The sequence below is a fragment of the Prevotella sp. E9-3 genome (assembly GCF_022024015.1).
Lineage (GTDB): Bacteria > Bacteroidota > Bacteroidia > Bacteroidales > Bacteroidaceae > Prevotella.
Genome location: NZ_CP091786.1, coordinates 21,150 through 43,630 on the forward strand (window position 1 = coordinate 21,150; position 22,481 = coordinate 43,630).

The 22,481-nt window shown below is 47.9% G+C and carries 18 protein-coding genes; 5 read left to right on the forward strand and 13 right to left on the reverse strand.

Going from position 1 to position 22,481, the window contains the following annotated elements; genetic code table 11:
* Position 1: 1 nt before the first annotated feature.
* From L6475_RS00070 to polA, 5 genes are all read right to left on the reverse strand, one after another.
* Positions 2-1,789 (reverse strand): sensor histidine kinase KdpD, encoded by a 1,788-nt coding sequence (locus tag L6475_RS00070; protein ID WP_237821297.1) that lies wholly within the window; start codon positions 1,787-1,789, stop codon positions 2-4.
* 126 nt (positions 1,790-1,915) lie between these two features.
* The gene (gene lgt / locus L6475_RS00075; protein ID WP_237821299.1) at positions 1,916-2,761 is read right to left on the reverse strand and encodes a prolipoprotein diacylglyceryl transferase; all 846 of its coding nucleotides are present in this window, start codon (positions 2,759-2,761) and stop codon (positions 1,916-1,918) included.
* A 77-nt stretch (positions 2,762-2,838) separates the two neighbouring features.
* Complete coding sequence (ychF, locus tag L6475_RS00080) at positions 2,839-3,939, reverse strand: redox-regulated ATPase YchF (protein WP_237821302.1); 1,101 nt, start codon at positions 3,937-3,939, stop codon at positions 2,839-2,841.
* A gap of 60 nt (positions 3,940-3,999) precedes the next feature.
* Positions 4,000-5,094 (reverse strand): transposase, encoded by a 1,095-nt coding sequence (locus L6475_RS00085; RefSeq protein ID WP_237821304.1) that lies wholly within the window; start codon positions 5,092-5,094, stop codon positions 4,000-4,002.
* Positions 5,095-5,146: 52 nt separating this feature from the next.
* Positions 5,147-7,978: a DNA polymerase I gene (polA, locus tag L6475_RS00090; protein ID WP_237821306.1), complete on the reverse strand. Its 2,832-nt coding sequence runs from the start codon at positions 7,976-7,978 to the stop codon at positions 5,147-5,149.
* A 143-nt stretch (positions 7,979-8,121) separates the two neighbouring features.
* Here polA and L6475_RS00095 point away from each other — a divergent pair, with 143 nt between their 5' ends.
* Both L6475_RS00095 and L6475_RS00100 read left to right on the forward strand, forming a co-directional pair.
* Positions 8,122-9,099, forward strand: a complete 978-nt coding sequence (locus L6475_RS00095) for a polyprenyl synthetase family protein (protein ID WP_237821308.1) — start codon at positions 8,122-8,124, stop codon at positions 9,097-9,099.
* Between the two features lie 24 nt (positions 9,100-9,123).
* Positions 9,124-9,765, forward strand: a complete 642-nt coding sequence (locus L6475_RS00100) for a hypothetical protein (protein WP_237821310.1) — start codon at positions 9,124-9,126, stop codon at positions 9,763-9,765.
* 156 nt (positions 9,766-9,921) lie between these two features.
* Here the strand turns inward: L6475_RS00100 and deoC are convergent, their stop codons facing one another.
* From deoC to L6475_RS00130, 6 genes are all read right to left on the reverse strand, one after another.
* Entirely contained in the window at positions 9,922-10,863 is a 942-nt protein-coding gene (gene deoC / locus L6475_RS00105; RefSeq protein ID WP_237821312.1) for a deoxyribose-phosphate aldolase, read from the reverse strand.
* A gap of 94 nt (positions 10,864-10,957) precedes the next feature.
* Positions 10,958-11,308, reverse strand: a complete 351-nt coding sequence (locus L6475_RS00110; protein WP_237821314.1) for a nucleotide pyrophosphohydrolase — start codon at positions 11,306-11,308, stop codon at positions 10,958-10,960.
* A gap of 124 nt (positions 11,309-11,432) precedes the next feature.
* The gene (dtd, locus tag L6475_RS00115; protein ID WP_237821317.1) at positions 11,433-11,885 is read right to left on the reverse strand and encodes a D-aminoacyl-tRNA deacylase; all 453 of its coding nucleotides are present in this window, start codon (positions 11,883-11,885) and stop codon (positions 11,433-11,435) included.
* Between the two features lie 336 nt (positions 11,886-12,221).
* The gene (uvrC, locus tag L6475_RS00120) at positions 12,222-14,051 is read right to left on the reverse strand and encodes an excinuclease ABC subunit UvrC (RefSeq protein ID WP_237821319.1); all 1,830 of its coding nucleotides are present in this window, start codon (positions 14,049-14,051) and stop codon (positions 12,222-12,224) included.
* A gap of 184 nt (positions 14,052-14,235) precedes the next feature.
* Positions 14,236-14,772: an adenine phosphoribosyltransferase gene (locus L6475_RS00125; RefSeq protein ID WP_237821321.1), complete on the reverse strand. Its 537-nt coding sequence runs from the start codon at positions 14,770-14,772 to the stop codon at positions 14,236-14,238.
* 123 nt (positions 14,773-14,895) lie between these two features.
* Positions 14,896-17,007 carry a tRNA uridine-5-carboxymethylaminomethyl(34) synthesis enzyme MnmG gene (locus L6475_RS00130; protein ID WP_237824184.1) on the reverse strand — a complete coding sequence of 704 codons (2,112 nt, stop codon included), beginning with the start codon at positions 17,005-17,007 and terminating at the stop codon, positions 14,896-14,898.
* A gap of 464 nt (positions 17,008-17,471) precedes the next feature.
* Between L6475_RS00130 and L6475_RS00135 the strand changes: the two genes are divergently transcribed.
* The 3 genes from L6475_RS00135 to L6475_RS00145 all read left to right on the forward strand — a co-directional run bounded on the left by L6475_RS00135 (position 17,472) and on the right by L6475_RS00145 (position 21,173).
* Positions 17,472-18,212 (forward strand): succinate dehydrogenase/fumarate reductase cytochrome b subunit, encoded by a 741-nt coding sequence (locus L6475_RS00135; RefSeq protein ID WP_237821323.1) that lies wholly within the window; start codon positions 17,472-17,474, stop codon positions 18,210-18,212.
* Positions 18,213-18,248: 36 nt separating this feature from the next.
* Positions 18,249-20,228, forward strand: coding sequence for a fumarate reductase/succinate dehydrogenase flavoprotein subunit (locus L6475_RS00140; RefSeq protein WP_237821325.1), 1,980 nt, complete (start codon positions 18,249-18,251; stop codon positions 20,226-20,228).
* Positions 20,229-20,414: 186 nt separating this feature from the next.
* Positions 20,415-21,173, forward strand: coding sequence for a succinate dehydrogenase/fumarate reductase iron-sulfur subunit (locus L6475_RS00145; RefSeq protein ID WP_237821327.1), 759 nt, complete (start codon positions 20,415-20,417; stop codon positions 21,171-21,173).
* 120 nt (positions 21,174-21,293) lie between these two features.
* Here L6475_RS00145 and L6475_RS00150 read toward each other — a convergent pair whose 3' ends face one another.
* Positions 21,294-21,575, reverse strand: a complete 282-nt coding sequence (locus tag L6475_RS00150) for a hypothetical protein (protein WP_237821330.1) — start codon at positions 21,573-21,575, stop codon at positions 21,294-21,296.
* A gap of 5 nt (positions 21,576-21,580) precedes the next feature.
* Entirely contained in the window at positions 21,581-22,471 is an 891-nt protein-coding gene (locus L6475_RS00155) for a DMT family transporter (RefSeq protein WP_237821332.1), read from the reverse strand.
* Between the last annotated feature and the right edge of the window lie 10 nt (positions 22,472-22,481).

Here is a 22,481-nt window from a genome sequence, read left to right on the forward strand (position 1 = left end):
TCTACTTCAGTGGGAGTGTAAGGATAAAGCGTGCACCGTGTGTGTAGGTTTTATCAAGAACAAGGTCACCGCCTAATTTGCGTGCAATTTTCTTGCTGATCACCAGTCCGAGTCCGATGCCAGGTTTGAAGACATCGGCTTTGTTGAAGCCCTCAAATATCTTGTCCTGCATATCCTTTCTCACACCTATGCCGGTGTCGGTGATGCTCAGGGCCAGATATTTCTCATCGGCCGTCACCTCACAGTGCATGGTGATAGCGCCTTCCTTAGTGAACTTGATGGCATTCTTGATAAGCTGATCCAGAATGCGGCTCACCCCCTCTTTATTAGTGTTTATTTCAAAGCGGTTCAGCACCTTCGTGGTGTAGTTCAGTTGAATGGCACCGCTCACATGGTCGCGATGGGCATAGAGTAGGGTGGGGAAGTACTGGTTGCAATACACCGTCTCGGATTCTGAATACTCGTTCGACTCGCGGTCGGCTACACGCAGCATCTCGTCCACAATATTGGTGATGGCCTGCACATTGGTCTTGATACGGTTCAGCAGGTCGGCACGCTCTGTCTCCGAAAGGCTAACGCCAGGGGTGTTCAGCAGTTGGTTGAAACCATTGATGGCATTCAGCGGTGTGCGTATCTCATGACTCACTGAACGAACGAATTCTGATTTCATTTTCTCACCCTCTTCAGCCATAGCCAGGGCTGAGTGCAACTGGTTGTTCTTCTCGCTCAGTTGTTCGCGGCTCTTTCGATAGTGCATGATGGCAAAGATGAGCAGCGCGATGATGATGATTGCCATTGTAAAGGTGACGACAAACATGCGTTCGCGCTCTTTGGCTGCTGCCGACTGTGCACGGGCCACGTCGGCCTGGGTATTCAGCTCGTTCAGGTTGTCGAACAGCATGTCTGAATTCAGTGAGTCGATGCACTCTGAGCGCTTGAGAGAGGCCTGAAGTGCCAGGTCGTCGCGGTTCATCATCTTGGAAATGATGATTCGCATGTCCAGATAGCCTATTTCGTTCAGGTCGGTAGAAGAAAGAGAGTCCAGTTCCTCTATGGCTTTATCGAATTGGCCTGTAATGGCCAGATTGGCCACTTTCAGTGTCTCCATACCGTAGTTGTCCAGATAGTCTTTATATTCTTCGTGGTGTTTCAGATAGGCCTTGTAACAACGGTCAAACTCGAGCTTATTGTCAAGTTTGAAGTTGATCATGGTTTCTATGAAATAGTACACCTGACGGTATTCTGGATAGTTTGCGCTCTCTTGGTAGTATTTCTTATTCCACTCTTTGGCTTCAATAGGGTCGCGAAGCATCATCAGAAATGCCAGGCGCGAATAGATGCCTATTTGGGTGGAAATATCGTCGGGGAGTGCACTGTTGATGCTGTGTTCATAGTAGTAGCGTGCCATGCGATAATTGCCGCGGCTCTCAAAAATGGTTCCTAAAGCCAGATACACCTGACAATAGCCGTCAAAATTCTCAGCTCTCATCTTCTCCAGCATGTTGGCAGCGCGCTTCATGGCTTTTGCCGGAAAATTGTGTTCTGTTTCGTATAGACAGATGTTCAGTTGAGTTTTGTAATAGCCAAGTGGCTGGTCTTTTTCCAGATAGTACTCACTTAACTGCTCTCCTGCCTCAAAAAATTCGTCCTTTACTTCTACCTCATTATATAGGTCGAAGAATCTGTTAGAGAGTCTTTGGAGAACAGAATCCGCTTCCTGAGCCGACATACCAAGAGGTAGAATCAGGCTCAAAAAAAGTAGCAAAACAATCTTTTTGGTTTTCTGCATGATTGGTTGAATCTATTGGAGCGCAAATTTATAAAAAAAACGACTGAAATCGATTTTTTTTCAGTCGTTTTTTATTATGTTTTATAATTTTAGGAAATATCAGTTTTTCGATATTATACCTTATTATTACTGCATCAGTTTCTGCCCTTTTTTCCATCCTTTTACCATATACCATCCTCCAATGAGTATAAATGGTATTGAAAGCAGTTGACCCATATCGAACATCAGTCCTTCTTCGAATGCTTCCTGCACCTCTTTTGTGTACTCGATGAAGAAGCGGAACGTGAAGATATAGAACAGGCACAGACCGAAGTAGAAGCCCGTTCCCACAAACTGCTGATGCTTTCTGTAGATAAACCACATCAGGGCAAACAGCAGGGCATAGGCAATGGCCTCGTAGAGTTGTCCGGGATGACGTGGAACCATGTCAACGCGTTCAAACACGAAAGCCCAGGGCACATCGGTAGCACGTCCGATGATTTCGCTATTCATCAGGTTTCCCAAGCGTATAAAGCAGGCTGTTGTTCCTGTGGCTATAGCGATATTGTCCAATACGCGCCAGAGTCCCACTCCGGTATGTCTCACATAAAGCAACAGGGCAAGGATGAGTCCCAGTGTTCCACCATGTGAGGCAAGTCCCTGATAGCCAGTCATGTGCCATGAACCGAAGGGGTCTATATGGATAGGCAGGAACATTTCTATCACTCCTTTCCATGAAGTGAGGAAATAGTCGGGCTGATAGAAGATGCAGTGCCCCAGTCGGGCGCCAATCAGGATGCCAAGGAAACAGTACATAAACAAGGGGTCGAAGAGTTCGTCCTTGATTTTCTGCTCTTTAAACAAGCGCCTCACCACCAGATAGGCCAGCAACAAGCCTATCAGCCAGCACAGCGAGTACCAGCGGAAGGCCAACGGCCCAATATGGAATGCCTCTAAATCCGGGTTCCAGAGAATGTAACTGATGAGATTCATTTTTCTTCTTTTTTCTAGTTTTTTACTAGTTTCACTAGTTGAACTTGTTCCAACTAGCTTTTCCTGGTTTCCCTAGCCTAAACATTAAATCTGAAGTGCATGATGTCGCCGTCTTGTACTACGTAGTCTTTACCTTCCACAGCCAGTTTGCCGGCTTCGCGAACGGCAGATTCTGAGCCGTACTGCAGATAGTCGTCGTATTTGATGACCTCGGCACGGATGAAACCTTTCTCAAAGTCGGTGTGGATGACACCGGCACACTGTGGAGCCTTCCATCCTTTCTTGTAGGTCCAGGCCTTCACTTCCATCTCGCCGGCAGTAATAAAGGTCTCTAAGTTCAGCAGGGCATAGGCCTTCTTGATCAGGCGGTTCACGCCACTCTCTTCCAAGCCCAGTTCCTCGAGGAACATCTGCTTGTCTTCGTACGATTCCAGTTCGGCGATGTCTTCCTCTGTCTTGGCGGCAATCACCATGGTCTCAGCACCTTCCTCACGGGCAATCTCTTCGATTTTCTTGGTGAAGGCGTTACCGTTCTTGGCGTCATTCTCACCTACGTTGCATACATAGAGAACGGGCTTGGCAGTGAGCAGAAACAGGTTGCGGGCGCAGTCCTGCTCTTCCTTGCTCTCAAACTCCACCACACGGGCATTCTTGCCTTGGTCGAGTACCTCTTTATAAGCTTTCAGAACGGTCACTTCTACCTTGGCGTCCTTGTTGCCGGCAGCGGCAGCCTTCTCAGTCTTTGCCAGTCGGCCTTCGATGGTCTCCAGGTCTTTCAGCTGCAGTTCGGTATCGATGATTTCCTTATCGCGAACGGGGTCGATAGTGCCGTCAACATGGGTGATATTGTCATCCTCAAAACAGCGCAACACGTGGATGATGGCGTCGGTCTCACGGATATTTCCCAGGAACTTATTGCCCAGACCTTCACCCTTTGAGGCACCTTTCACCAGTCCTGCAATGTCCACAATTTCGCAAGTGGCAGGAACAATACGTCCGGGATGAACAAGCTCGGCCAGTTTGGTCAGTCGCTCATCGGGCACGGTGATAACGCCTACATTTGGTTCAATTGTACAAAAAGGGAAGTTGGCTGCCTGCGCCTTAGCGCTCGACAGACAGTTAAAGAGCGTGCTCTTGCCCACGTTAGGCAAGCCCACGATACCACATTTTAATGCCATTTTCTTCTATAAACGTTTATAAACTGGGTGCAAAGGTACAAAAAAAATTTGATTGGTTATTTATACTTCGCAGATTTTAGCAGCAATATCGTTGAGTTGCAGGCAGCGTTGGCGCATGTTCTCTATCTTTTCATTCTGCCAAGGGTAGGGGCTGAGCATGAGCAGGCGACCTTCAGCACAGGCTGAAAGGTAGTGGGGCTGTGGCTTAAAGAAGGGAGGAAAGCCTTTGAGAAGCAGGACGATAAGGGGGAGCTGGGCCTCCAAGATGGCGGTGGCTATCTGTTTCTCGCCAGGGCTGATGCAGGGAGAGACTATGACGGCACCTTGTTGGGCTGCATTTAGGAAGTACTGTTTGCGTTGTTCTATCTCGTTTTGGTAGAGATGGCGCGAGCATTGCACCTGCAATTTTACAGGCTTTTCAAGAAGGGCTGTATTGCCCATTGCTTCCATCTCGATGCCTGATACAGATAGTTTGCCTAAAGGCTTAAAGTATTGAGGGTGTGCCTGTTTTAAAAGCAGACGACGGGGATTGTCGTCAAGGTAGTCTAACATTCGTTGTAGTTGGCCTTCCTGCAATAAGATACGGTCGTTGTAGCCCTGTTCCCAAAGGGTACCGTGGGATTGAGGCGTATGGGACTGAGGCTTGTGGGACTGAGGCGTGGGAGACTGAGGCGTGGGTGACTGAGGCGGTGCCTCAGTGTACCTGACCGGGGATGGTTGGGTGGATGGCGACATTGTCGCTGTGATAATTCCCAGTTCTCGTGCTGCCATTCTCGTACCACTCTTGAAGCCATTGATGATAGTGCCAAGGTGGCGTGGCATGTTTTCTTTGACAAAGAGCACGCCATGAATATGGTCAGGCATAATGCAAAGCTTGATGACAGACACTTCTGGGTAGTGACCATGAATGTCAAACCAGCAGGCTTGTACCCGTTCTCCTAATGGCGAAAGGATAACGTGTGGTTTGTTATTTCCATTGGTGGCCAAAGGGTCGCCTTTTAATGTGCCGAATAATGGCAATCGTCCCTCGGTGGCCATTGTAATCATGTAGATGCCTCGCTGGGTATAGTCGTGTTCATCGCAGCGGCGCTTCATTGAGGGTTTCTTTTCCTGCTTTTTTGCCCACTCTATACGCCTTTTCTTATTTTCAGTCATGTGGTTGAATTTTTGAGGGGGGACAGCGACTGTGTCGCTGTTTACCGGACCGTTAGTGGGCCTCGAGCCAGTTGATGCCAAAGCCTGAATCGGCCACAAGAGGGACGTCGAGGTTCATGGCGCCCTGCATCTCTTCGAGAACTATTCGCTCTACCTTTTCTTTTTCCTCCGGATAAACGCTGAAGTTCAATTCATCGTGTACCTGCAGAATCATTTTACTCCTGATATTTTCTTTTTTGAAGCGCTGGAAGATGCGTATCATTGCCACTTTGATGATGTCGGCTGCCGTGCCTTGAATGGGGGCGTTGATGGCGTTGCGCTCGGCAAAGCCGCGCACGGTGGCGTTCTGCGAGTTGATATCGGGAAGATAACGGCGGCGGCCGAAGAGGGTGGGGACATAACCCTGCTGGCGGGCTTCCTGTTTGGCCTTTTCCATGTAGTCGTGCACCTTGGGGAAGGTGTCGAAGAAGCCGTCGATGAGCAGTTTTGCCTCGTCGCGCGAAATGTCGAGGCGTTCGGCCAGACCGAAGACGGTGATGCCGTAGATGATACCGAAATTGGCACGTTTCGATTTTGTTCGCTCATCGCGAGTCACCTCTTCAATGGGCTTCTTATATATATTAGAAGCGGTGGCGGCATGCAGGTCCTTGCCTCCGCGGAACACGTTGATCATGTTTTCATCGCCACTCAGATGGGCCATCACGCGCAGTTCAATCTGACTGTAGTCGGCTGAGAAGAACAGGCATCCTGGTTCGGGCACGAAGGCCTTGCGAATCTCTTTTCCGTCCTCGCCGCGGATGGGGATGTTCTGCAGATTGGGGTCGCTACTCGACAGGCGACCGGTGGCGGTGATGGTTTGATTGAACGAGGTATGGATATGTCCGGTGCGTGGATTGATCAGTTTTGGAAGGGCATCGATATAGGTGCCGATGAGTTTTTTTAACCCTCTGTGTTCCAGGATGTCAGCCACTATCTCATGCTTGTTTTTCAGTTGCTGAAGCACCTCCTCGCTGGTCACGTACTGACCGGTCTTGGTCTTTTTGGCCTTCTCCACAATTTTCAGTTTGTCGAACAGAATCTCTCCCACCTGTTTGGGCGAGGCGATGTTGAACGACTGACCTGCCAGCTCGTAGATGCGCTGCTCTATGGTGTTCATTCTCTCGGTGAGAATCTTCGATGTCTCGGCCAGTGATGCCGTGTCCAGACACACACCGTTCATCTCCATCTCGGCCAATACCGGCATCAGTGGCATCTCTATCTCGTAGAATAGTTTCTCACAGTCCAGCCTCTTCAACTCGGGTTCCAGTTTCTCTTTCAGCTGAAGGGTGATGTCGGCATCTTCGCAGGCATACTCATATACCTCGGTAGGGGATAGGTCGCGCATTGAGCGCTGGTTCTTTCCTTTCGGTCCTATCAGTTCGTCGATGTGAACGGTCTGATAGTTCAGATACACCTCGGCCATGTAGTCCATGTTGTGTCTCAACTCGGGTTGAATCAAATAGTGGGCTATCATAGTGTCCCACATCGGGCCAGCAAGCTGAATGTTATAATTTCTTAAAACTTCTAAATCGTACTTAAGGTTCTGTCCGATTTTCAAAATTTCGGGACTTTCATAGATTGGTTTAAAGATATTAACAATTCTTTGAGCTTCTTCACGATTTGACGGAATGGGCACATAAAATGCCTCGTGAGGCTTCACTGAGAAGCTCAAACCCACCAATTCGGCATCAATTGCGCTTGTTGAAGTGGTTTCTGTATCTAGACTGAGAATTTTATTTGTCTTGAAAATCGAAAAAATTTTGAGCATTTCCTCCTCAGTATCAACGAGTTGGTACTTATGAGAGATCGTTTTAAGGCTCTCAAAACTCGAATTTTTTGAATCACCTTGGCTCTCGTCCGCAAATATTTCAAAGAGAGAGAGCTCTCCATTAGCAGGTTTTGGCTTATTTTCAGACTTTTTAAATATTTTCGCTTTCAGACTCTTGAATTCGAGTTCGTCGAAAATTTTGGTGAGCTTTTCCTCGTCGGGTGACTTGATAGCTAATTCGTCGAGGGTTACTTCAATAGGTACATCAGTTTTGATGGTGGCCAGGAAGTAACTCATCTTGATATCGTCCACATGTTCCACCACTTTTTTCTGAAGTGCACCTTTCAGCTCGTCCGTGCGCTTCAACATTTCTTCGATGGAACCGAACTCATTGATCAATTTCACGGCAGTTTTCTCGCCAACGCCCGGACAACCGGGGAAATTGTCGGCCGAGTCGCCCATCAGTGCCAAAAGGTCGATGACTTGGGCCGTTTTTTCAATTCCGTATTTCTGGCACACCTCCGTTGGTCCCATGGTCTCATAGCCGCCTCCATGTCGTGGACGGAATATCTTCACCTGATCACTCACCAGTTGGCCGTAGTCCTTGTCGGGGGTGAGCATATAAACTATGGTCCCCCCTTCTGCCCCCGAGGGGGCTACTTTAGTTTGGCTATCTATAGAGGCCCCTTCGGGGGCGGTAGGGTGGGCCGTTAATTTTGTTGCCAGTGTACCTATCACGTCGTCGGCCTCGAAGCCGTCGGCCTGCAGCACGGGGATGTTCCACGCTGCCAGCAGGTCTTTGATGATGGGTACTGCCTTGCGGATATCCTCGGGGGTGGCTTCGCGTTGCGCCTTATATGCCGGGAAGGCATCACTGCGGAAGGTGGGGCCATGAGGGTCGAAAGCCACGCCCAAGTGGGTAGGCTTCTCCTTTTCGAGTACCTCTTGGAGTGTGTTCACAAATCCGATGATGGCCGATGTGTTCAGTCCCTTTGAGTTGATGCGCGGGTTCTTGATAAACGCATAGTAAGAGCGGTAAATCAGTGCGTAGGCATCCAACAAGAAAATTTTGTTCATTATTATAGGGGTTTTTGTTTTTTCTTTTTTTATAGTTCCTATAGTTCCTATAGTTTTATAGTACTATTTTTCGTGTAAAATTACTAAATTATTTCTCATATACCGAACTTTTTCACTAATTTTGTCACAAATTTTAATTCTCCATGGACTATCTAAAACTGATTAAAGAACCCATTGAGCAGGATTTGCTCGATTTCATCGATCTTTTTAACCACGCATTAACTCACGAAGACGGTCTTCTTTCTCAAGCGCTTAGCCATATTCGGCAGCGCGGTGGAAAGCGCATGCGTCCTATTCTTATTCTGTTGATGGCTAAGAACTACGGAACTATTAGTTCGGTCACCCAACATGCTGCGGTAGGTCTTGAACTGTTGCATACGGCTTCGCTGGTCCATGACGATGTGGTTGATGAAAGTTCTGAGCGCCGTGGTCAGGCTTCGGTGAATGCTACTTATGATAATAAAGTGGCCGTGCTGGTGGGCGATTATATTCTTTCTACTGCTTTGTTGCACGTGTCGAAGACGGGTCATCAGCGCATTGTGGAGTATCTGGCTGAATTGGGTCGTACATTGGCTGCCGGCGAGATTCTTCAGTTGACCAATATTCAGAATCAGGAGATAGCTGAGGAGGTATATTATCAGATTATCAAAAACAAGACGGCAGCCCTTTTTGAGGCATGTGCCAGCATTGGTGCCCTTTCGGCTGGAGCCAGCAATGAGGATGTGAAACTTGCCGCTCAGTTTGGTCAGGATCTTGGTATTATGTTCCAGATTCGCGACGATATTTTCGACTATTACGACTCGAAAGAGATAGGCAAGCCCACTGGCAATGATATGGCTGAGGGCAAGCTCACGTTGCCTGTGATCTATGCTCTTAACAGTCATCCCATCGACTCTATGATGACGCTCGCCCGCAAGGTGAAAGCAGGTACCGTGAATCCCGATGAAATCGCCTGTCTTGTGGAGTTCACCAAGGAGCAGGGCGGTATTGAGTATGCTGAGAAGAAGATGCAGGAATTTCAGTCGAAATGTCAGCGATATATCGATGAGAACGTGAAAAATGATGATATCAAATCCGCTCTCACCGCCTATGTTGACTATGTGATAAAGCGTAAGAAATAATCAATAACTTAAAAACTGAATATTATGAAGAAATTACTTAGTTTGTGGTCTATGACCGTCTTGTTGCTCTTCGGAGCAATTGCCGTAACCTCTTGTGGAGGTGATGACGACGATGATTTTTCTGATAAGAAAGATGATAAGGAAAAAACTGTTGATGATGATCCCACTAAGGCCATACCTGCAGGCTACTATGCCTTTGAGTATGAGGCTGATGGGAAGAAATTGTATGGTAATCTTGATTTAGAGCTTTACATAAATACTCGCGATGCTGCAGCTGCCGGTGATACCGGTTATTTCACTGAAGAGTTGTTTAAGAAATATGAAGGTTATCCAGATGCTTTAGGTGCCTATGTCTATGTGAAGAATGGCAAACGTTATATTTCGATTCTTTGGGAAGATATTACTAAAAATGAGACGGAGCGCACCTATACAAGTCGTACATATTCTTATCCAGGCGGCTCGGTAACTGTCTATTACAATATCTTCGATGTTGATAACTTAGAGCCCATCAATTCGAATTCTGGCTATTCATATAGTAATGGTTATCTTGACTGTACACATAATAATTCTACAACTCGCTATAAGCTTCTTAGTTACAACAAGAAATTTGATTGGATTGAGGAATACTGCTCTAAAGAGGTCGATAAGTTGAATGGTGACTACTAATAGTCAAATCGATGCGATAAGATTACTGTTTTTTGAACAGTTGCAATAATAAATTCAGTCCTTCCTACTCATGTTTGAGAAAGGAAGGACTGATGTTTTTGTGCTATTTGAGAACTAATCCGTGCTTTTTTAAATCTGAGATGTCGGGGAAGTCTTTTAGAAGAACTTCACCTCTTCGCCTACCACTTCAGAAAGCAACATGTTGGCCAGTCGGCTGGTACCCAGACGCAGGTATTTGTTGGTGAGCCATTTCTCGCCCAGAACCTCTTTCACGATGGTGTAGTAGATTAGTGCGTCCATCACGCTGTTAAGGCCTCCAGCGGGCTTAAAACCGATCATAATGCCCGTTTGATCGTAATACTCCTTAATGGCCTGGCACATTACATAGGCTGCCTCGGGAGTTGCGGCAGGCTCCAGTTTGCCGGTAGAAGTCTTGATATAGTCGGCACCGGCATACATAGACAGGATAGAGGCTATCTTGATGTTCTTGGCCGTCTTCAGACAACCGGTCTCCAGAATCACCTTCATATCGTGCTCGCCGCAGGCCTCTTTCTGCTGCTGAATCTCATCGACAACGGTCTCGTAGTCGCCTTCCAGGAACGAGCCTACAGGCATCACGATGTCTATCTCGGTGGCGCCGTCTTTGATGGCCAGCTGGGTCTCGATGGTCTTCACTTCGATGAGCGACTGTGATGAGGGGAACGAACCGCTCACGCAGGCTATCTCTACGCCCTCAACCTCCAATGTTTCGGCCACGGTCTTTGCAAACTTTGGATACACGCAGATGGTGGCCACATGGGGCAGGGTGGGGTAAGCCTCTTCGAACTGGTTCACCTTCTCGGTGAAGGCCATTACCGATGTCTCGCTGTCGGTGGTCTTGAGGGTGGTGAGTTCCACGCTTCCCATCAGGAATTTCTTTACTTCCGGCGTATCGTTTTCGTGTACTTTCTCAGCGATGATTTTCTTTACAGCCTCGCGCACCTGCTCGTCGGTGATCTCGAGGTTGTACTTCTTCAGAGCCTCTTCTATACGGCTCTCGGGCTGAGCATGATGATGATGTTCGTGCTCATGCTCGTGGTCATGATGATGTTCTGCCATAGTTTTTAATTTACGATTTTATTGTTTTGTTGAATATTTATTCTTCTTCTTTATTGAGTGTGAAACAATACTTTTCTTTTGTATTTCCAGGCTTTTATTCCTGTTTCAGTTTCTCGTTGTTGACGTGTCTGTCCTTGTCGCGCAGGGTCTTTTTCTCGATGTTCTTCCTTAGTTCTTCCGTCAGGTCAACGCCTGTTTGATTGGCCAGACAGAGCAGTACCCACAGCACGTCGGCCATCTCGTCGCCAAGTGCTTTTTTGCCGTTGTCGGCAGCGCGTGGATCGTCTTTTTTCCACGACTGTTCGCCGTATCTGCGGGCGATAATCTTTGCCATTTCGCCCACTTCTTCTGTGAGCACAGCCATATTGGTGAGTTCAGAGAAATATCTTACTCCGTACTCCTTAATCCATTTATCGACAGCCTTCTGCGCCTCTTCAATTGTCATAATATAATATCTAATTATATTGCGAATGATATTGCAAACTTAGTCTATTTACTCCCCTCCATTCAGGGAGGGGCTGGGGGAGGGTCCGGGAGTCCCTTGTGTCCGTTGGGTCTGTTGGGTCCCCTTACTCCTTCCTCTTCGTATCCATACAAATAGTCACAGGCCCGTCGTTCACCAGGCTCACCTTCATATCTGCGCCAAACTCGCCTGTCTGAACCTCTTTTCCCAGTGCCTTACTCAGTTCCTTACAGAAGTATTCGTACAGGGGGATGGAAATCTCGTGTTTGGCAGCTCGCAACCACGATGGGCGGTTCCCTTTTTTATAGCTTGCAAATAGAGTAAACTGGCTCACTACCAGACAGTTACCGCCAACTTCCATGATACTTCGGTTCATCACCCCGTTTTCATCGTCGAACACGCGCAGCGCAGCCACTTTCCTTACAAGCCAGTCGGCATCCTCGGTGGTGTCTTCCTCGCATACTCCAATGAGTATCAGATAACCCAGATCGATGGCCCCATGAACGGCACCCTCAATGGTTACGCTGGCTTCACGAACTCTTTGTATAACTATTCTCATTATATTAATTTTCTCAAGTTGCAAATATACAACTTTTTTGTTGATTCTCACCTCCTTTCAAACATTTATTTTATTATGTTGTTGAAAGTTTTGTTTCCTTCACTTGTTTTAGTCAACCTGTTTTTAATAGAATTTCCGTTGTGTTTCAATTGAATGTTGGCTGTGTTTCAATTGAACGGTGATTGTGTTTCAATTGAACGGTGATTGTTTTGCAATTGAATGGTGGTTGTTTTGCAATTGAATGGTGGTTGTTTTCCAATTGAACTGCAGTTGTAGCACAACTGCAGTTCAATTGCGTTATGGTAAAATTTCTATTTCAGACTCCTAAAATAAAAGCTATTCTTCTGGATGGAAATACTGATAGACAATTGCAGCTTTTGAAGCACCGATTGTATCGTTAAGCGTTTGAATATCAGTCTCTTTGATGCGTTTTACACTCTTCAGTTTCGACAATAGTTCATCTCGTGTCTTCGGACCGATGCCTTTGATGCCGTCAAGCTCTGACTCCAGGGCGTGTTTCGACCTTTTGTCGCGGTGGAAAGTGATGGCAAATCGGTGCACCTCGTCCTGTAGTTGGGTGAGCACATGGAAAAGTTCTGAGTCGGTTTTCAACTGTACTGATCGGGGTGGAAAACCATAGAGTAATTCGTTGGTGCGGTGGCGGTCGTTCTTGGCCAATCCGGCAATGGGAATGTCAAGATTCAGCTCGTCTTGAATCACTTCGCGAATCACCTCCATCTGTCCTTTTCCACCGTCGGCCACAATCAAATCGGGTAGGGGTTGTTCTTCTTCCAACAGTCTGCTGTAGCGCCGATAAACAACCTCTTTCATTGATGCGTAATCGTCGGGGCCCACCACGGTTTTGATGTTGTATTTCTTGTAGTCTTTCTTGCTGGGTTTCATACTTTTGAACACCACGCAAGCGGCTACGGCATCCGTTCCGGAGATGTTTGAATTGTCGAAACACTCTATCTGATACGGCATTTTGGGCAGTCCTAACTTATCTTGAAGCTCCTTCATCAGGCGCACCTGCTTCTGTTCTGGATTCAGTTTCTCAGCCTGTTTCAGACGGTCAAACTTATACTGTTTTCCGTTCATTTCCGAGAGTTCCAGCAGGGTCTTTTTATCCCCTCGCTGAGGTACTGTAAACACCACATTTTCTAGTTCCATTTCGGGCTCGAACGGTACGATAATTTCCTTTGAATGACTATTGAAACGTTCTCGCATTTCTACTATACCCAACTGCAGCAGTTCCTCGTTGGTCTCGTTCAGGCGCTTCTTGAATTCAAAGGTGAACGACTGGTTGATACTGCCGTTAGATACGTGTAAGTAGTTGATATATGCCACTTTCTCGTCGTTGGTGATGCTGAACACATCTACATCGTTGATGGTGTGGGATACCACTTCGCTCTTGCTTACGAATCCGTCTAAGGCAATGTATTTTTTCTTTACTTCCTCAGCCTCTTCAAAGCGCAAATCTTCGGCTAAAGTCTGCATTTCCGAGTGCAAATCTTGGAGTATTTTTCGGGTGTTTCCCTTCAATATCTCTCGTGCCTGAGCAATGTTTTTTTGATACTCGTCCCAGCTTTGTTTGTTGACGCAAGGACCTGCGCAGCGCTTAATATGATAGTCCAGACAAACCTTGTATTTTCCGCTCTCAATTCCCTCTTTTGTGATGGGCTGTCGGCAGGTGCGAGGCTTGTACAACACCTTGATTAAATCCAGCACCGCATTCATCGATCCTATATGCGAATAAGGGCCGTAGTAAGTGCCCCACTTCTTATTGATGGTATGGGTTTTGAATATTCTGGGCAGGTACTCGTTGGTGATACAAATGCTGGGGTAGGTTTTACCGTCTTTCAGCAATACGTTGTAACGAGGATTGTACTTCTTGATGAGCGAGTTTTCCAGCAGCAGAGCGTCCTCTTCAGTGTTTACAACGGTATAACTGATGTCCCATATCTTAGACACCAGTACCTTTGTTTTGAAACGATCTACCTCGGTATGGAAATAGGATGAAACACGGTTCTTCAGATTCTTTGCCTTGCCCACGTAGATGATGGTGTGGTTCTCGTCATAATATTGGTAACTGCCAGGCTTCTCTGGCAGACGTGAAACTATACCCTTCAGATAGGCAAGTCTTTTCTCGTTTTCTTCCTTTGTCATCTCTCAAAAACGTTTGTGAATAACGGTTTTATATAATTCTCGTTTCACGTGAAACATAGTTGTTCCTCACTCAATTTTTGTCTCTACTGCTTCAAAAATGGTGGCGTGAAACTTATTTGGAAATCCCTCCTTTTTTAGGGGAGGGATTCTATGCATATTTGTATAGGGTAGGGGTGTGACTTGTTTAGATCGTCATCAGTGTAGTCAAATCAATGTCTTTGAACAAATCACGACCGTGCAGACCTTCATCGGTGATTTCGATGATGAAGTTCATATATACCTTCTTAGGGTTGAAATGTTGAACAAGGTTGTAGGCTGCTTTAGCCGTTCCACCGGTGGCCAGCAAATCGTCGTGAATGAGTACCACGTCATTTTGGTCGAGAGAATCGAGATGCATCTCAATGGTATCTACGCCGTACTCTTTTGAGAATTGCTCCTTGATGACAGTTGCTGGCAACTTGCCTGGTTTGCGTGCCATTACCAAACCGCACCCCAGTTTTCCAGCCAAAGCAGAACCCATAATAAATCCACGACTCTCGATTCCAACGATTTTTGTAATGCCTTTGTCTTTGTAAATTTCATACAATTCGTTGAGTATAATCTGGAAACATTCCGCATTTTTGTAGAGTGTGGTTACGTCACGAAAGTTGATTCCTTTTTTCGGAAAATCAGGAATGCATCGAAGATTTTCCATCAAAATCTCTTTGTTCTTCTTAATCATGATGTTTGTATTTTAATTGAAATGATTATACGTTTCACGTGAAACAGTTAGACTCTTTTCGTTTTTCCTTTCTATAGCGGGAGCAAATTTTTACTTTTCACTCTTTCTTTTTCCCCTTCTCGCTCATCTTCCCATGAGCACTAAAAGGGCGTTTATATCGCTCGGACTCACGCCAGGAATTCTGCTTGCTTGGGCAAGCGTTGTCGGTTGAATGGCCGAAAGTTTCTGACGGGCTTCGGTGGAAAGGCTTTGAATATCGTTGAAATTGAACGACGATGGAATCCGGATGTTTTCCAGTCGGTGCATCTTGTCTGCCACCAATCGTTCGCGTTCAATATAGCCTTTGTATTTCATCTTGATTTCAGCGGCTTCAACGATTTCCTCTCTTCGTTCGTCAATGCGATGGATTCGTTCATTTAGCTCGGGGATAATTTCCTGAAGGTTGGCGAAGTTCAGTTGCGGACGCGCAATGAGTTCGTCGAGCTTCACACCAAACTGGAGTGGGGTGGTGCCTAACTGTTCCAAGGCGGGATTGATTTCCTTTGCCTTGATGGGGAACTCCTGACAGAAGGCTATCAGATCTTCTATCTCCTGTTTCTTCTTTAGCCAGTAGTCGTAACGTTCGCGCGTGGCCAGTCCGATGTTGTAGGCACGCTCAGTGAGTCGGGCGTCGGCATCGTCTTGTCTGAGGAGGATGCGATACTCGGCGCGTGAGGTGAACATGCGGTAGGGTTCGTCAACGCCCTTTGTTACGAGGTCGTCGATGAGCACGCCAATGTAGGCCTCGTCGCGGTTCAGGGTGAAGGTAGAGTTGCTGGCGCCAGCTTTCAGTGCGGCGTTGATACCGGCAATCGTGCCCTGTCCAGCTGCTTCCTCATAACCAGTGGTTCCATTTACCTGTCCGGCCATGAACAGACCGTCGATAATTTTCGATTCCAGCGTGTGAGTGAGTTGGGTGGGGTCGAAATAGTCGTATTCGATGGCATAGCCCGGACGATAGACACGTGCGTTCTCCATTCCCGGAATTTTGCGCAGGGCATTGATCTGCACATCCATCGGCAGCGATGATGAGAAACCGTTCAGGTACATTTCGTTGGTATCGCTCCCCTCCGGTTCGAGGAACAACAGGTGCTGTTCGCGTTCGGGGAAGGTGACCAGTTTGGTTTCGATGGAAGGACAGTAGCGCGGACCGATGGAATGAATCTGTCCGTTGTAGAGTGGCGAGTCGGCCAGTCCGGAACGGAGTGTTTCGTGTACCTCGGGATTGGTGTAGCATTCCCAGCAGGGGAGTTGTGGGAGAGTGTTCTGAGTGTTCTGAGTATTCTGAGTGTTCTGAGTGTTCTGAGAATTCTGAGTGTTCTGAATATTCTGAGTGTTCTGAATATTCTGAATATTCTGAGAATTCTGAATGTTCTGAATGTTCTGAGTATTCTGAATATTCTGATTACTCCGATTACTCTGATTCTTGAAATAAGAAAATCCGTAGGGGCGCTGTTCGCCGTCCTGTCTTCTCATCTTCGAGAAGTCGACACTTCGTCTATCGATACGGACGGGCGTACCCGTTTTCATTCTGTCGCTGCGGATGCCGTGACGTGTAATACTCTCGGTGAGGCGTTCAGCAGCAGGTTCTGCAATGCGTCCGCCTTTTACCATCTTCCGGCCAATATGCATCAGACCGTTGAGGAACGTGCCGGCAGTGATCACTACACAGCGGGCGCGCAACTCGCAACCCCAGATGGTGCGCACACCAGTGACACGCACCGCTTGTCGCGATTCAGTTGCGACAGTCCGTACAGATGAAGAGGAAGTGGATGAAGAAGCCCCGTGAGTGGATGCGTTGTTGGCGGGTTCTACCAGCAGTTCATCTACCTGGTCCTGCCAGATGTCGAGGTTGGGTGTTTCGTCGAGGTGGCGGCGCCATTCCCAAATGAACTTACCGCGGTCGCACTGGGCACGAGGACTCCACACGGCGGGGCCCTTGCCTACGTTGAGCATACGAAACTGAATAGTGGTGGCATCGGTGACCAGACCCATCTGTCCGCCAAGGGCGTCAATCTCTCTGACTATCTGACCTTTGGCAATGCCGCCCACTGCAGGGTTGCACGACATCTGTCCGATCTTGTTCATGTCCATTGTTATCAGGCAAGTTTTCGCTCCCATACGAGCAGCAGCACTTGCAGCCTCGCAGCCGGCATGTCCGGCTCCGATAACAAGGACGTCATAATTTTGTATCATCATAAGAAAACGTTTTCTGCCGCAAAATTACAAACTTTTTTTCAGTCGCAATAAGTAATACCGTCTATTTTATTCTTTCTTAAAAGTGAAGAATGAAAAACTGAGAGGTGAGAGATGAGAGGTGAGAGATGAGAGGTGAGAGATGAGAGGTGAGAGGTGAGAGATGAGAACTGAGAGGTATGGTTAGCTTTTAAATTCGTGAAGTCACTAATCATACCTCTCAGTTCTCATCTCTCAATTCTCACCTCTCAGTTCATAGTTGTCTGGAAACTGTAAAAATAATGCAAGTAAAAACACTTTTCCTATAGAAAAGGTTTGGCGTTTCATGATTTTTTGTTACTTTTGTAGCCTAAATGCGCACATGCGTACTTACTTTTAAGTATTTATACTGAACCCGTGAGGGGCTTTGCTAACAGGCATAAATCTAAAAATACAATATTTAATTAATTAAATTTCAACAACTTATGTGGTTAATCAATTCATCAATTGGTAGAAAAGTTGTAATGTCATTAACCGGCATTGCGCTCATTCTGTTCTTGACATTCCACTGTGCAATGAACATTGTAGCGCTCTTCTCGGGTGAGGCTTACAACATGATTTGCGAAATGCTGGGTGCTAACTGGTATGCCATCGTGGCTACTTTGGGCTTGGCTTTTCTTGCAGTAGTTCACATCGTGTTCGCTTTCATCCTCACGGCACAGAACCGTAAGGCTCGTGGCAACAGCCGCTATGAGGTATCTACGACTGTGAACGGTTCGAACGTTGTAGAGAAATGGGCATCGGGCAACATGCTCGTGCTGGGTCTGATCATCCTGTTGGGTCTGATCATGCACCTGAAGGACTTCTGGTACAACATGATGTTCGCTGAGATTGTAGGCATGGCTACTAAGCTGAGTCCTACAGACGGTTTCGGTTGGATTGAGGAGACATTCTCTAACCCTGTATTCGTAGTGCTCTACCTGGTATGGTTCTGCGCTATCTGGTTCCACCTGGCTCACGGTTTCTGGTCAGCTATGCAGACCCTCGGTGTGAGCGGTAAGATCTGGGCAAAGCGTTGGAACTGCATCGGCCTGATCTATGTTACCCTGCTCATGTTGGGCTTCACTGCCGTAGTACTGGGCTTCTACTTTGGTTGCGCTCCTTCACTCGACTGCTGTGGTGCTGCCGAGTGTTGTAAAGAGGCTGCTGCTGCCTGCTGTCAGTAAAAATTGAAAAGTTGAATAATTGAATATCGAAAAACTATGGCTAAAGTATTAGATTCAAAGATTCCTGCAGGTCCAGTACCTGAGAAATGGAAGGAATATAAAGCTCATCAGCGTCTTGTTAACCCCAAGAACAAGCTGAAGCTCGATGTGATTGTGGTTGGTACCGGTCTGGCTGGTGCTTCTGCAGCTGCTTCACTCGGTGAGATGGGCTTCAACGTGATTAACCTGTGCATTCAGGACTCTCCCCGTCGTGCTCACTCTATCGCTGCTCAGGGTGGTATCAACGCCGCCAAGTGCTATCAGAACGATGGTGACTCTGTCTATCGCCTGTTCTATGATACCGTAAAGGGTGGTGACTATCGTGCTCGCGAAGCCAACGTTTACCGTCTGGCTGAGGTATCAAACAATATTATCGACCAGTGCGTGGCTCAGGGCGTTCCCTTCGCTCGTGAGTACGGTGGCATGCTGGCAAACCGTTCGTTCGGTGGTGCTCAGGTAAGCCGTACATTCTACGCTAAGGGTCAGACCGGTCAGCAGCTGCTGCTCGGTGCCTACTCTTCACTGTCTGCTCAGGTGCAGGCTAAGAAGGTGAAGCTCTACACCCGTTATGAGATGGAGGATGTGGTGATTGTTGACGGCCGTGCCCGTGGTATCATCGCCAAGAACCTCGTTACCGGTAAGCTGGAGCGTTTCTCTGCCAATGCCGTAGTAATTGCTACCGGCGGTTACGGAAACACCTACTTCCTCTCTACCAACGCTATGGGCTGTAACTGCACCGCTGCCGTTCAGTGCTATCGTAAGGGTGCTGTGTTTGCAAACCCCTCTTACGTGCAGATTCACCCCACCTGTATCCCTGTTCACGGCGACAAGCAGTCTAAGCTGACACTGATGTCAGAGTCACTGCGTAACGACGGCCGTATCTGGGTTCCAAAGAACATCGAGGATGCTAAGAAACTGCAGAAGGGTGAGATTCAGGCTTGGGATATCCCCGAGGAGAACCGCGACTACTATCTGGAGCGCCGCTATCCCGCCTTCGGTAACCTCGTTCCCCGTGACGTGGCTTCACGTGCCGCTAAGGAGCGTTGCGACAAGGGCTTCGGCGTGAACAACACCGGTCTGGCTGTGTTCCTCGACTTCTCTGAGTCTATCAACCGTCTGGGTCTCGACGCCATGAAACAGCGTTATGGCAACCTGTTCGATATGTACGAGGAGATCACCGACGTTTATCCTGGCGATTTCGGTAAGGAAATCAATGGCGTGAAGTACTACAAGCCTATGATGATCTTCCCTGCCGTTCACTATACCATGGGTGGTATCTGGGTTGACTACGAGCTGCAGACCACTATCCCCGGTCTGTTCGCTATCGGTGAGTGTAACTTCTCTGACCACGGTGCAAACCGTCTGGGTGCTTCAGCACTGATGCAGGGTCTGGCCGATGGTTACTTTGTACTGCCTTACACCATCCAGAACTACCTGGCCGACCAGACTATCTGGGGCAAGGTTTCTACCGATCTGCCTGAGTTTGCTGAGGCTGAGAAGAAGGTGGATGCCGAGATGGATCGCCTGCTGAATATCAAAGGTAAGCGCTCTGTTGACTCTATCCACAAGGAACTCGGTCACATCATGTGGGAGTATGTAGGTATGGGTCGCACCGCTGAGGGCCTGAAGACCGGTCTGAAGAAGATGCACGAACTGGAGCAGGAGTTCGACAAGAACCTCTTCGTTCCTGGCACTAAGGAAGGGCTGAACATCGAGCTCGACAAGGCTATCCACCTGCGTGACTTCTTCACCATGGGTCAGCTCGTAGCATTCGACGCCCTCTCTCGTAACGAGTCTTGCGGTGGTCACTTCCGTGAGGAGTACCAGACCGAGGAAGGCGAGGCTAAGCGCGACGACGAGAACTACTTCTACGTAGGTTGCTGGGAGTACAAAGGCAAGGGCAACGAGCCTGAACTCATCAAGGAACCTCTGGAGTACGAGGCTATTAAGGTACAGACACGTAACTATAAGAACTAAGCCTCACCCCCAACCCCTCTCCAAGGGGAGAGGGGAGTAGATAGTTCTGCTAAATAAATAATAATAGAGTAATAACCAAATATAAAAAAGTCCTCATGACCAGTCCCTCTGCGACAGCGGAATAGCAAGAGTAACCACTCCCCTCTCCCCATCGGAGAGGGGCTGGGGGTGAGGCTTTTAATTGTTATGGCAAAGAATATTTCATTTACAATAAAGTTCTGGCGCCAGAACGGCCCTAAGGACAAAGGTCATTTCGATACTCACGAAATGCACGACATTCCCGATGATACCTCTTTCCTCGAGATGCTCGACATTCTGAACGAGGAACTCATCAACGAAGGCAAAGAGCCTTTCGTATTCGACCACGACTGCCGCGAGGGTATCTGCGGTATGTGCTCACTCTACATCAACGGTACACCTCACGGACGTACTGAGCGCGGTGCTACCACCTGTCAGCTCTACATGCGCCGCTTCAACGACGGCGACGTAATCACCGTTGAGCCTTGGCGTTCAGCTGCATTCCCCGTAATCAAAGACTGTATGGTTGACCGCTATGCCTTCGATAAGATTATTCAGGCTGGTGGCTACACCACCATCCGTACCGGTCAGGCTCAGGATGCCAACGCAATCCTCATTCCAAAGGAGGATGCCGACGAGGCAATGGACTGCGCTACATGTATCGGTTGCGGCGCTTGCGTAGCAGCATGTAAGAACGGCTCTGCCATGCTCTTCGTATCAAGCAAGGTGTCTCAGCTCGCTCTTCTTCCACAGGGCCGCGTAGAGGCTGCCCGTCGTGTGAAGAACATGATTGCCAAGATGGACGAGCTCGGCTTCGGTAACTGCACCAACACTCGTGCCTGTGAGGCTGTATGCCCCAAGAACGAGTCTATTGCCAACATCGCTCGCCTGAACCGCGAGATGATTAAGGCAAAGATGGCAGACTAAAGTTCAGCATATTCAAAAAAGCGAGGGAGATAGATTCAAAGTCTATCCCCCTCGTTTTTTTGATATATATTGTGTGTTGTATGTTCTCGCAGGATGGCCGACGAAGCTGTTTGCGTGTTGCTATGCCACAGCAACGAACTCCATGGGCATCATCTCGCGGAACGCTTGATTGCAGGCCTGCTTTACGCCCAGTAGCACCTTGCCTAAAGGCTTCTCTATCTTTTCTTTCACTTCCTCACTTTGCCCCACCACTTTGCCAAACAGCGGCTTCCGTTCTTCCGTCACCATCGTAATCATATACATCCTTCTCGCTGTGTAGTCATTGTCCACACAGCGCCGTTGCATTGACGGTTTCTTTTCACCGGCAAATGGTTTCTGGCTTTCGAATGTCTCTCTATCCATTGCTACTACTTTGTGCGCTTATCGGCCAGGTACATGCCGATGAGGATGAGGAGGGTGCCTATGATGAAGAAGATGGTGATTTGTTCGGAGAGAATGAGCCACGCAAAGAGAATGGTGGTCACAGGATTGAAATAGACATAGTTTGTGGCCACTACAGCGCCCAGTTTCTTCATTGCCCAGTTCCAGGCAAGGAAACATAGCATTGAGGCTACACAGCCCAGAAAAAGCAGGTTGCCGATGAGCTGAGGCTGTTCTATGAGCAGGTGGGTGTTGAGTCCGGGCTTCCATAGGAAATAAGGAATCATGAATATGAGTCCGTAGAAAAACACCTTTCGCGTAATAAACAATGTGCCATAATGGGCTGAGGCTGGTATCATCAGCAGACTATACACCGCCCAGCAAAGACATGCCGTGAAGGCCAGTGCATCGCCCTTTGGCGAGAGATGGAGTACGAAGTGTCCGTTCATCACCACTACAGCTACACCAGTGGCCGCCATCAGTGTGCCTAACACCTGTATGCGGTTCAGTCGTTCAGACTTATAGAACAGGCTGATGAGTGCCGAGGCAAATAGTGGACTCAGGCAAATAATCAAGGAAGTATTCGTAGTGGTGGTATAGTTCATGGCCGAGTTTTCTGCAAGGAAATAGAGCGAACCGCCCGAAAGGCCGAGTCCGGCCATGATGAGTTCGTCTTTCCACGTGTCGGACACCCAGCGAATGCCTTTCGTCATACTGAATGCCAGCAGCATCAGATAGGCTATGACAAAGCGGAAGGTGAATATCTGTGCGGCAGAGAGGCCACCCAACAGCAGCAGTTTGGTAAACACAAAGGTAGAACCCCAGATAGCCACTACCAGAAAGGCCACAGCGTGATAGAGAAATCTTAGTCTTTGCATTTTAAAGATA

What these genes read in the sequence shown, in the direction of transcription:
- L6475_RS00150 (WP_237821330.1), bottom strand. Translation starts at nt 21,575, where the DNA reads ATGGATAGAGAGACATTCGAAAGCCAGAAACCATTTGCCGGTGAAAAG.
- L6475_RS00130 (WP_237824184.1), bottom strand. Translation starts at nt 17,007, where the DNA reads ATGATACAAAATTATGACGTCCTTGTTATCGGAGCCGGACATGCCGGC.
- ychF (WP_237821302.1), bottom strand. Translation starts at nt 3,939, where the DNA reads ATGGCATTAAAATGTGGTATCGTGGGCTTGCCTAACGTGGGCAAGAGC.
- L6475_RS00100 (WP_237821310.1), top strand. Translation starts at nt 9,124, where the DNA reads ATGAAGAAATTACTTAGTTTGTGGTCTATGACCGTCTTGTTGCTCTTC.
- L6475_RS00155 (WP_237821332.1), bottom strand. Translation starts at nt 22,471, where the DNA reads ATGCAAAGACTAAGATTTCTCTATCACGCTGTGGCCTTTCTGGTAGTG.
- polA (WP_237821306.1), bottom strand. Translation starts at nt 7,978, where the DNA reads ATGAACAAAATTTTCTTGTTGGATGCCTACGCACTGATTTACCGCTCT.
- L6475_RS00070 (WP_237821297.1), bottom strand. Translation starts at nt 1,789, where the DNA reads ATGCAGAAAACCAAAAAGATTGTTTTGCTACTTTTTTTGAGCCTGATT.
- L6475_RS00145 (WP_237821327.1), top strand. Translation starts at nt 20,415, where the DNA reads ATGGCAAAGAATATTTCATTTACAATAAAGTTCTGGCGCCAGAACGGC.
- L6475_RS00135 (WP_237821323.1), top strand. Translation starts at nt 17,472, where the DNA reads ATGTGGTTAATCAATTCATCAATTGGTAGAAAAGTTGTAATGTCATTA.
- lgt (WP_237821299.1), bottom strand. Translation starts at nt 2,761, where the DNA reads ATGAATCTCATCAGTTACATTCTCTGGAACCCGGATTTAGAGGCATTC.
- dtd (WP_237821317.1), bottom strand. Translation starts at nt 11,885, where the DNA reads ATGAGAATAGTTATACAAAGAGTTCGTGAAGCCAGCGTAACCATTGAG.
- deoC (WP_237821312.1), bottom strand. Translation starts at nt 10,863, where the DNA reads ATGGCAGAACATCATCATGACCACGAGCATGAGCACGAACATCATCAT.
- L6475_RS00085 (WP_237821304.1), bottom strand. Translation starts at nt 5,094, where the DNA reads ATGACTGAAAATAAGAAAAGGCGTATAGAGTGGGCAAAAAAGCAGGAA.
- L6475_RS00125 (WP_237821321.1), bottom strand. Translation starts at nt 14,772, where the DNA reads ATGATTAAGAAGAACAAAGAGATTTTGATGGAAAATCTTCGATGCATT.
- uvrC (WP_237821319.1), bottom strand. Translation starts at nt 14,051, where the DNA reads ATGACAAAGGAAGAAAACGAGAAAAGACTTGCCTATCTGAAGGGTATA.
- L6475_RS00110 (WP_237821314.1), bottom strand. Translation starts at nt 11,308, where the DNA reads ATGACAATTGAAGAGGCGCAGAAGGCTGTCGATAAATGGATTAAGGAG.
- L6475_RS00095 (WP_237821308.1), top strand. Translation starts at nt 8,122, where the DNA reads ATGGACTATCTAAAACTGATTAAAGAACCCATTGAGCAGGATTTGCTC.
- L6475_RS00140 (WP_237821325.1), top strand. Translation starts at nt 18,249, where the DNA reads ATGGCTAAAGTATTAGATTCAAAGATTCCTGCAGGTCCAGTACCTGAG.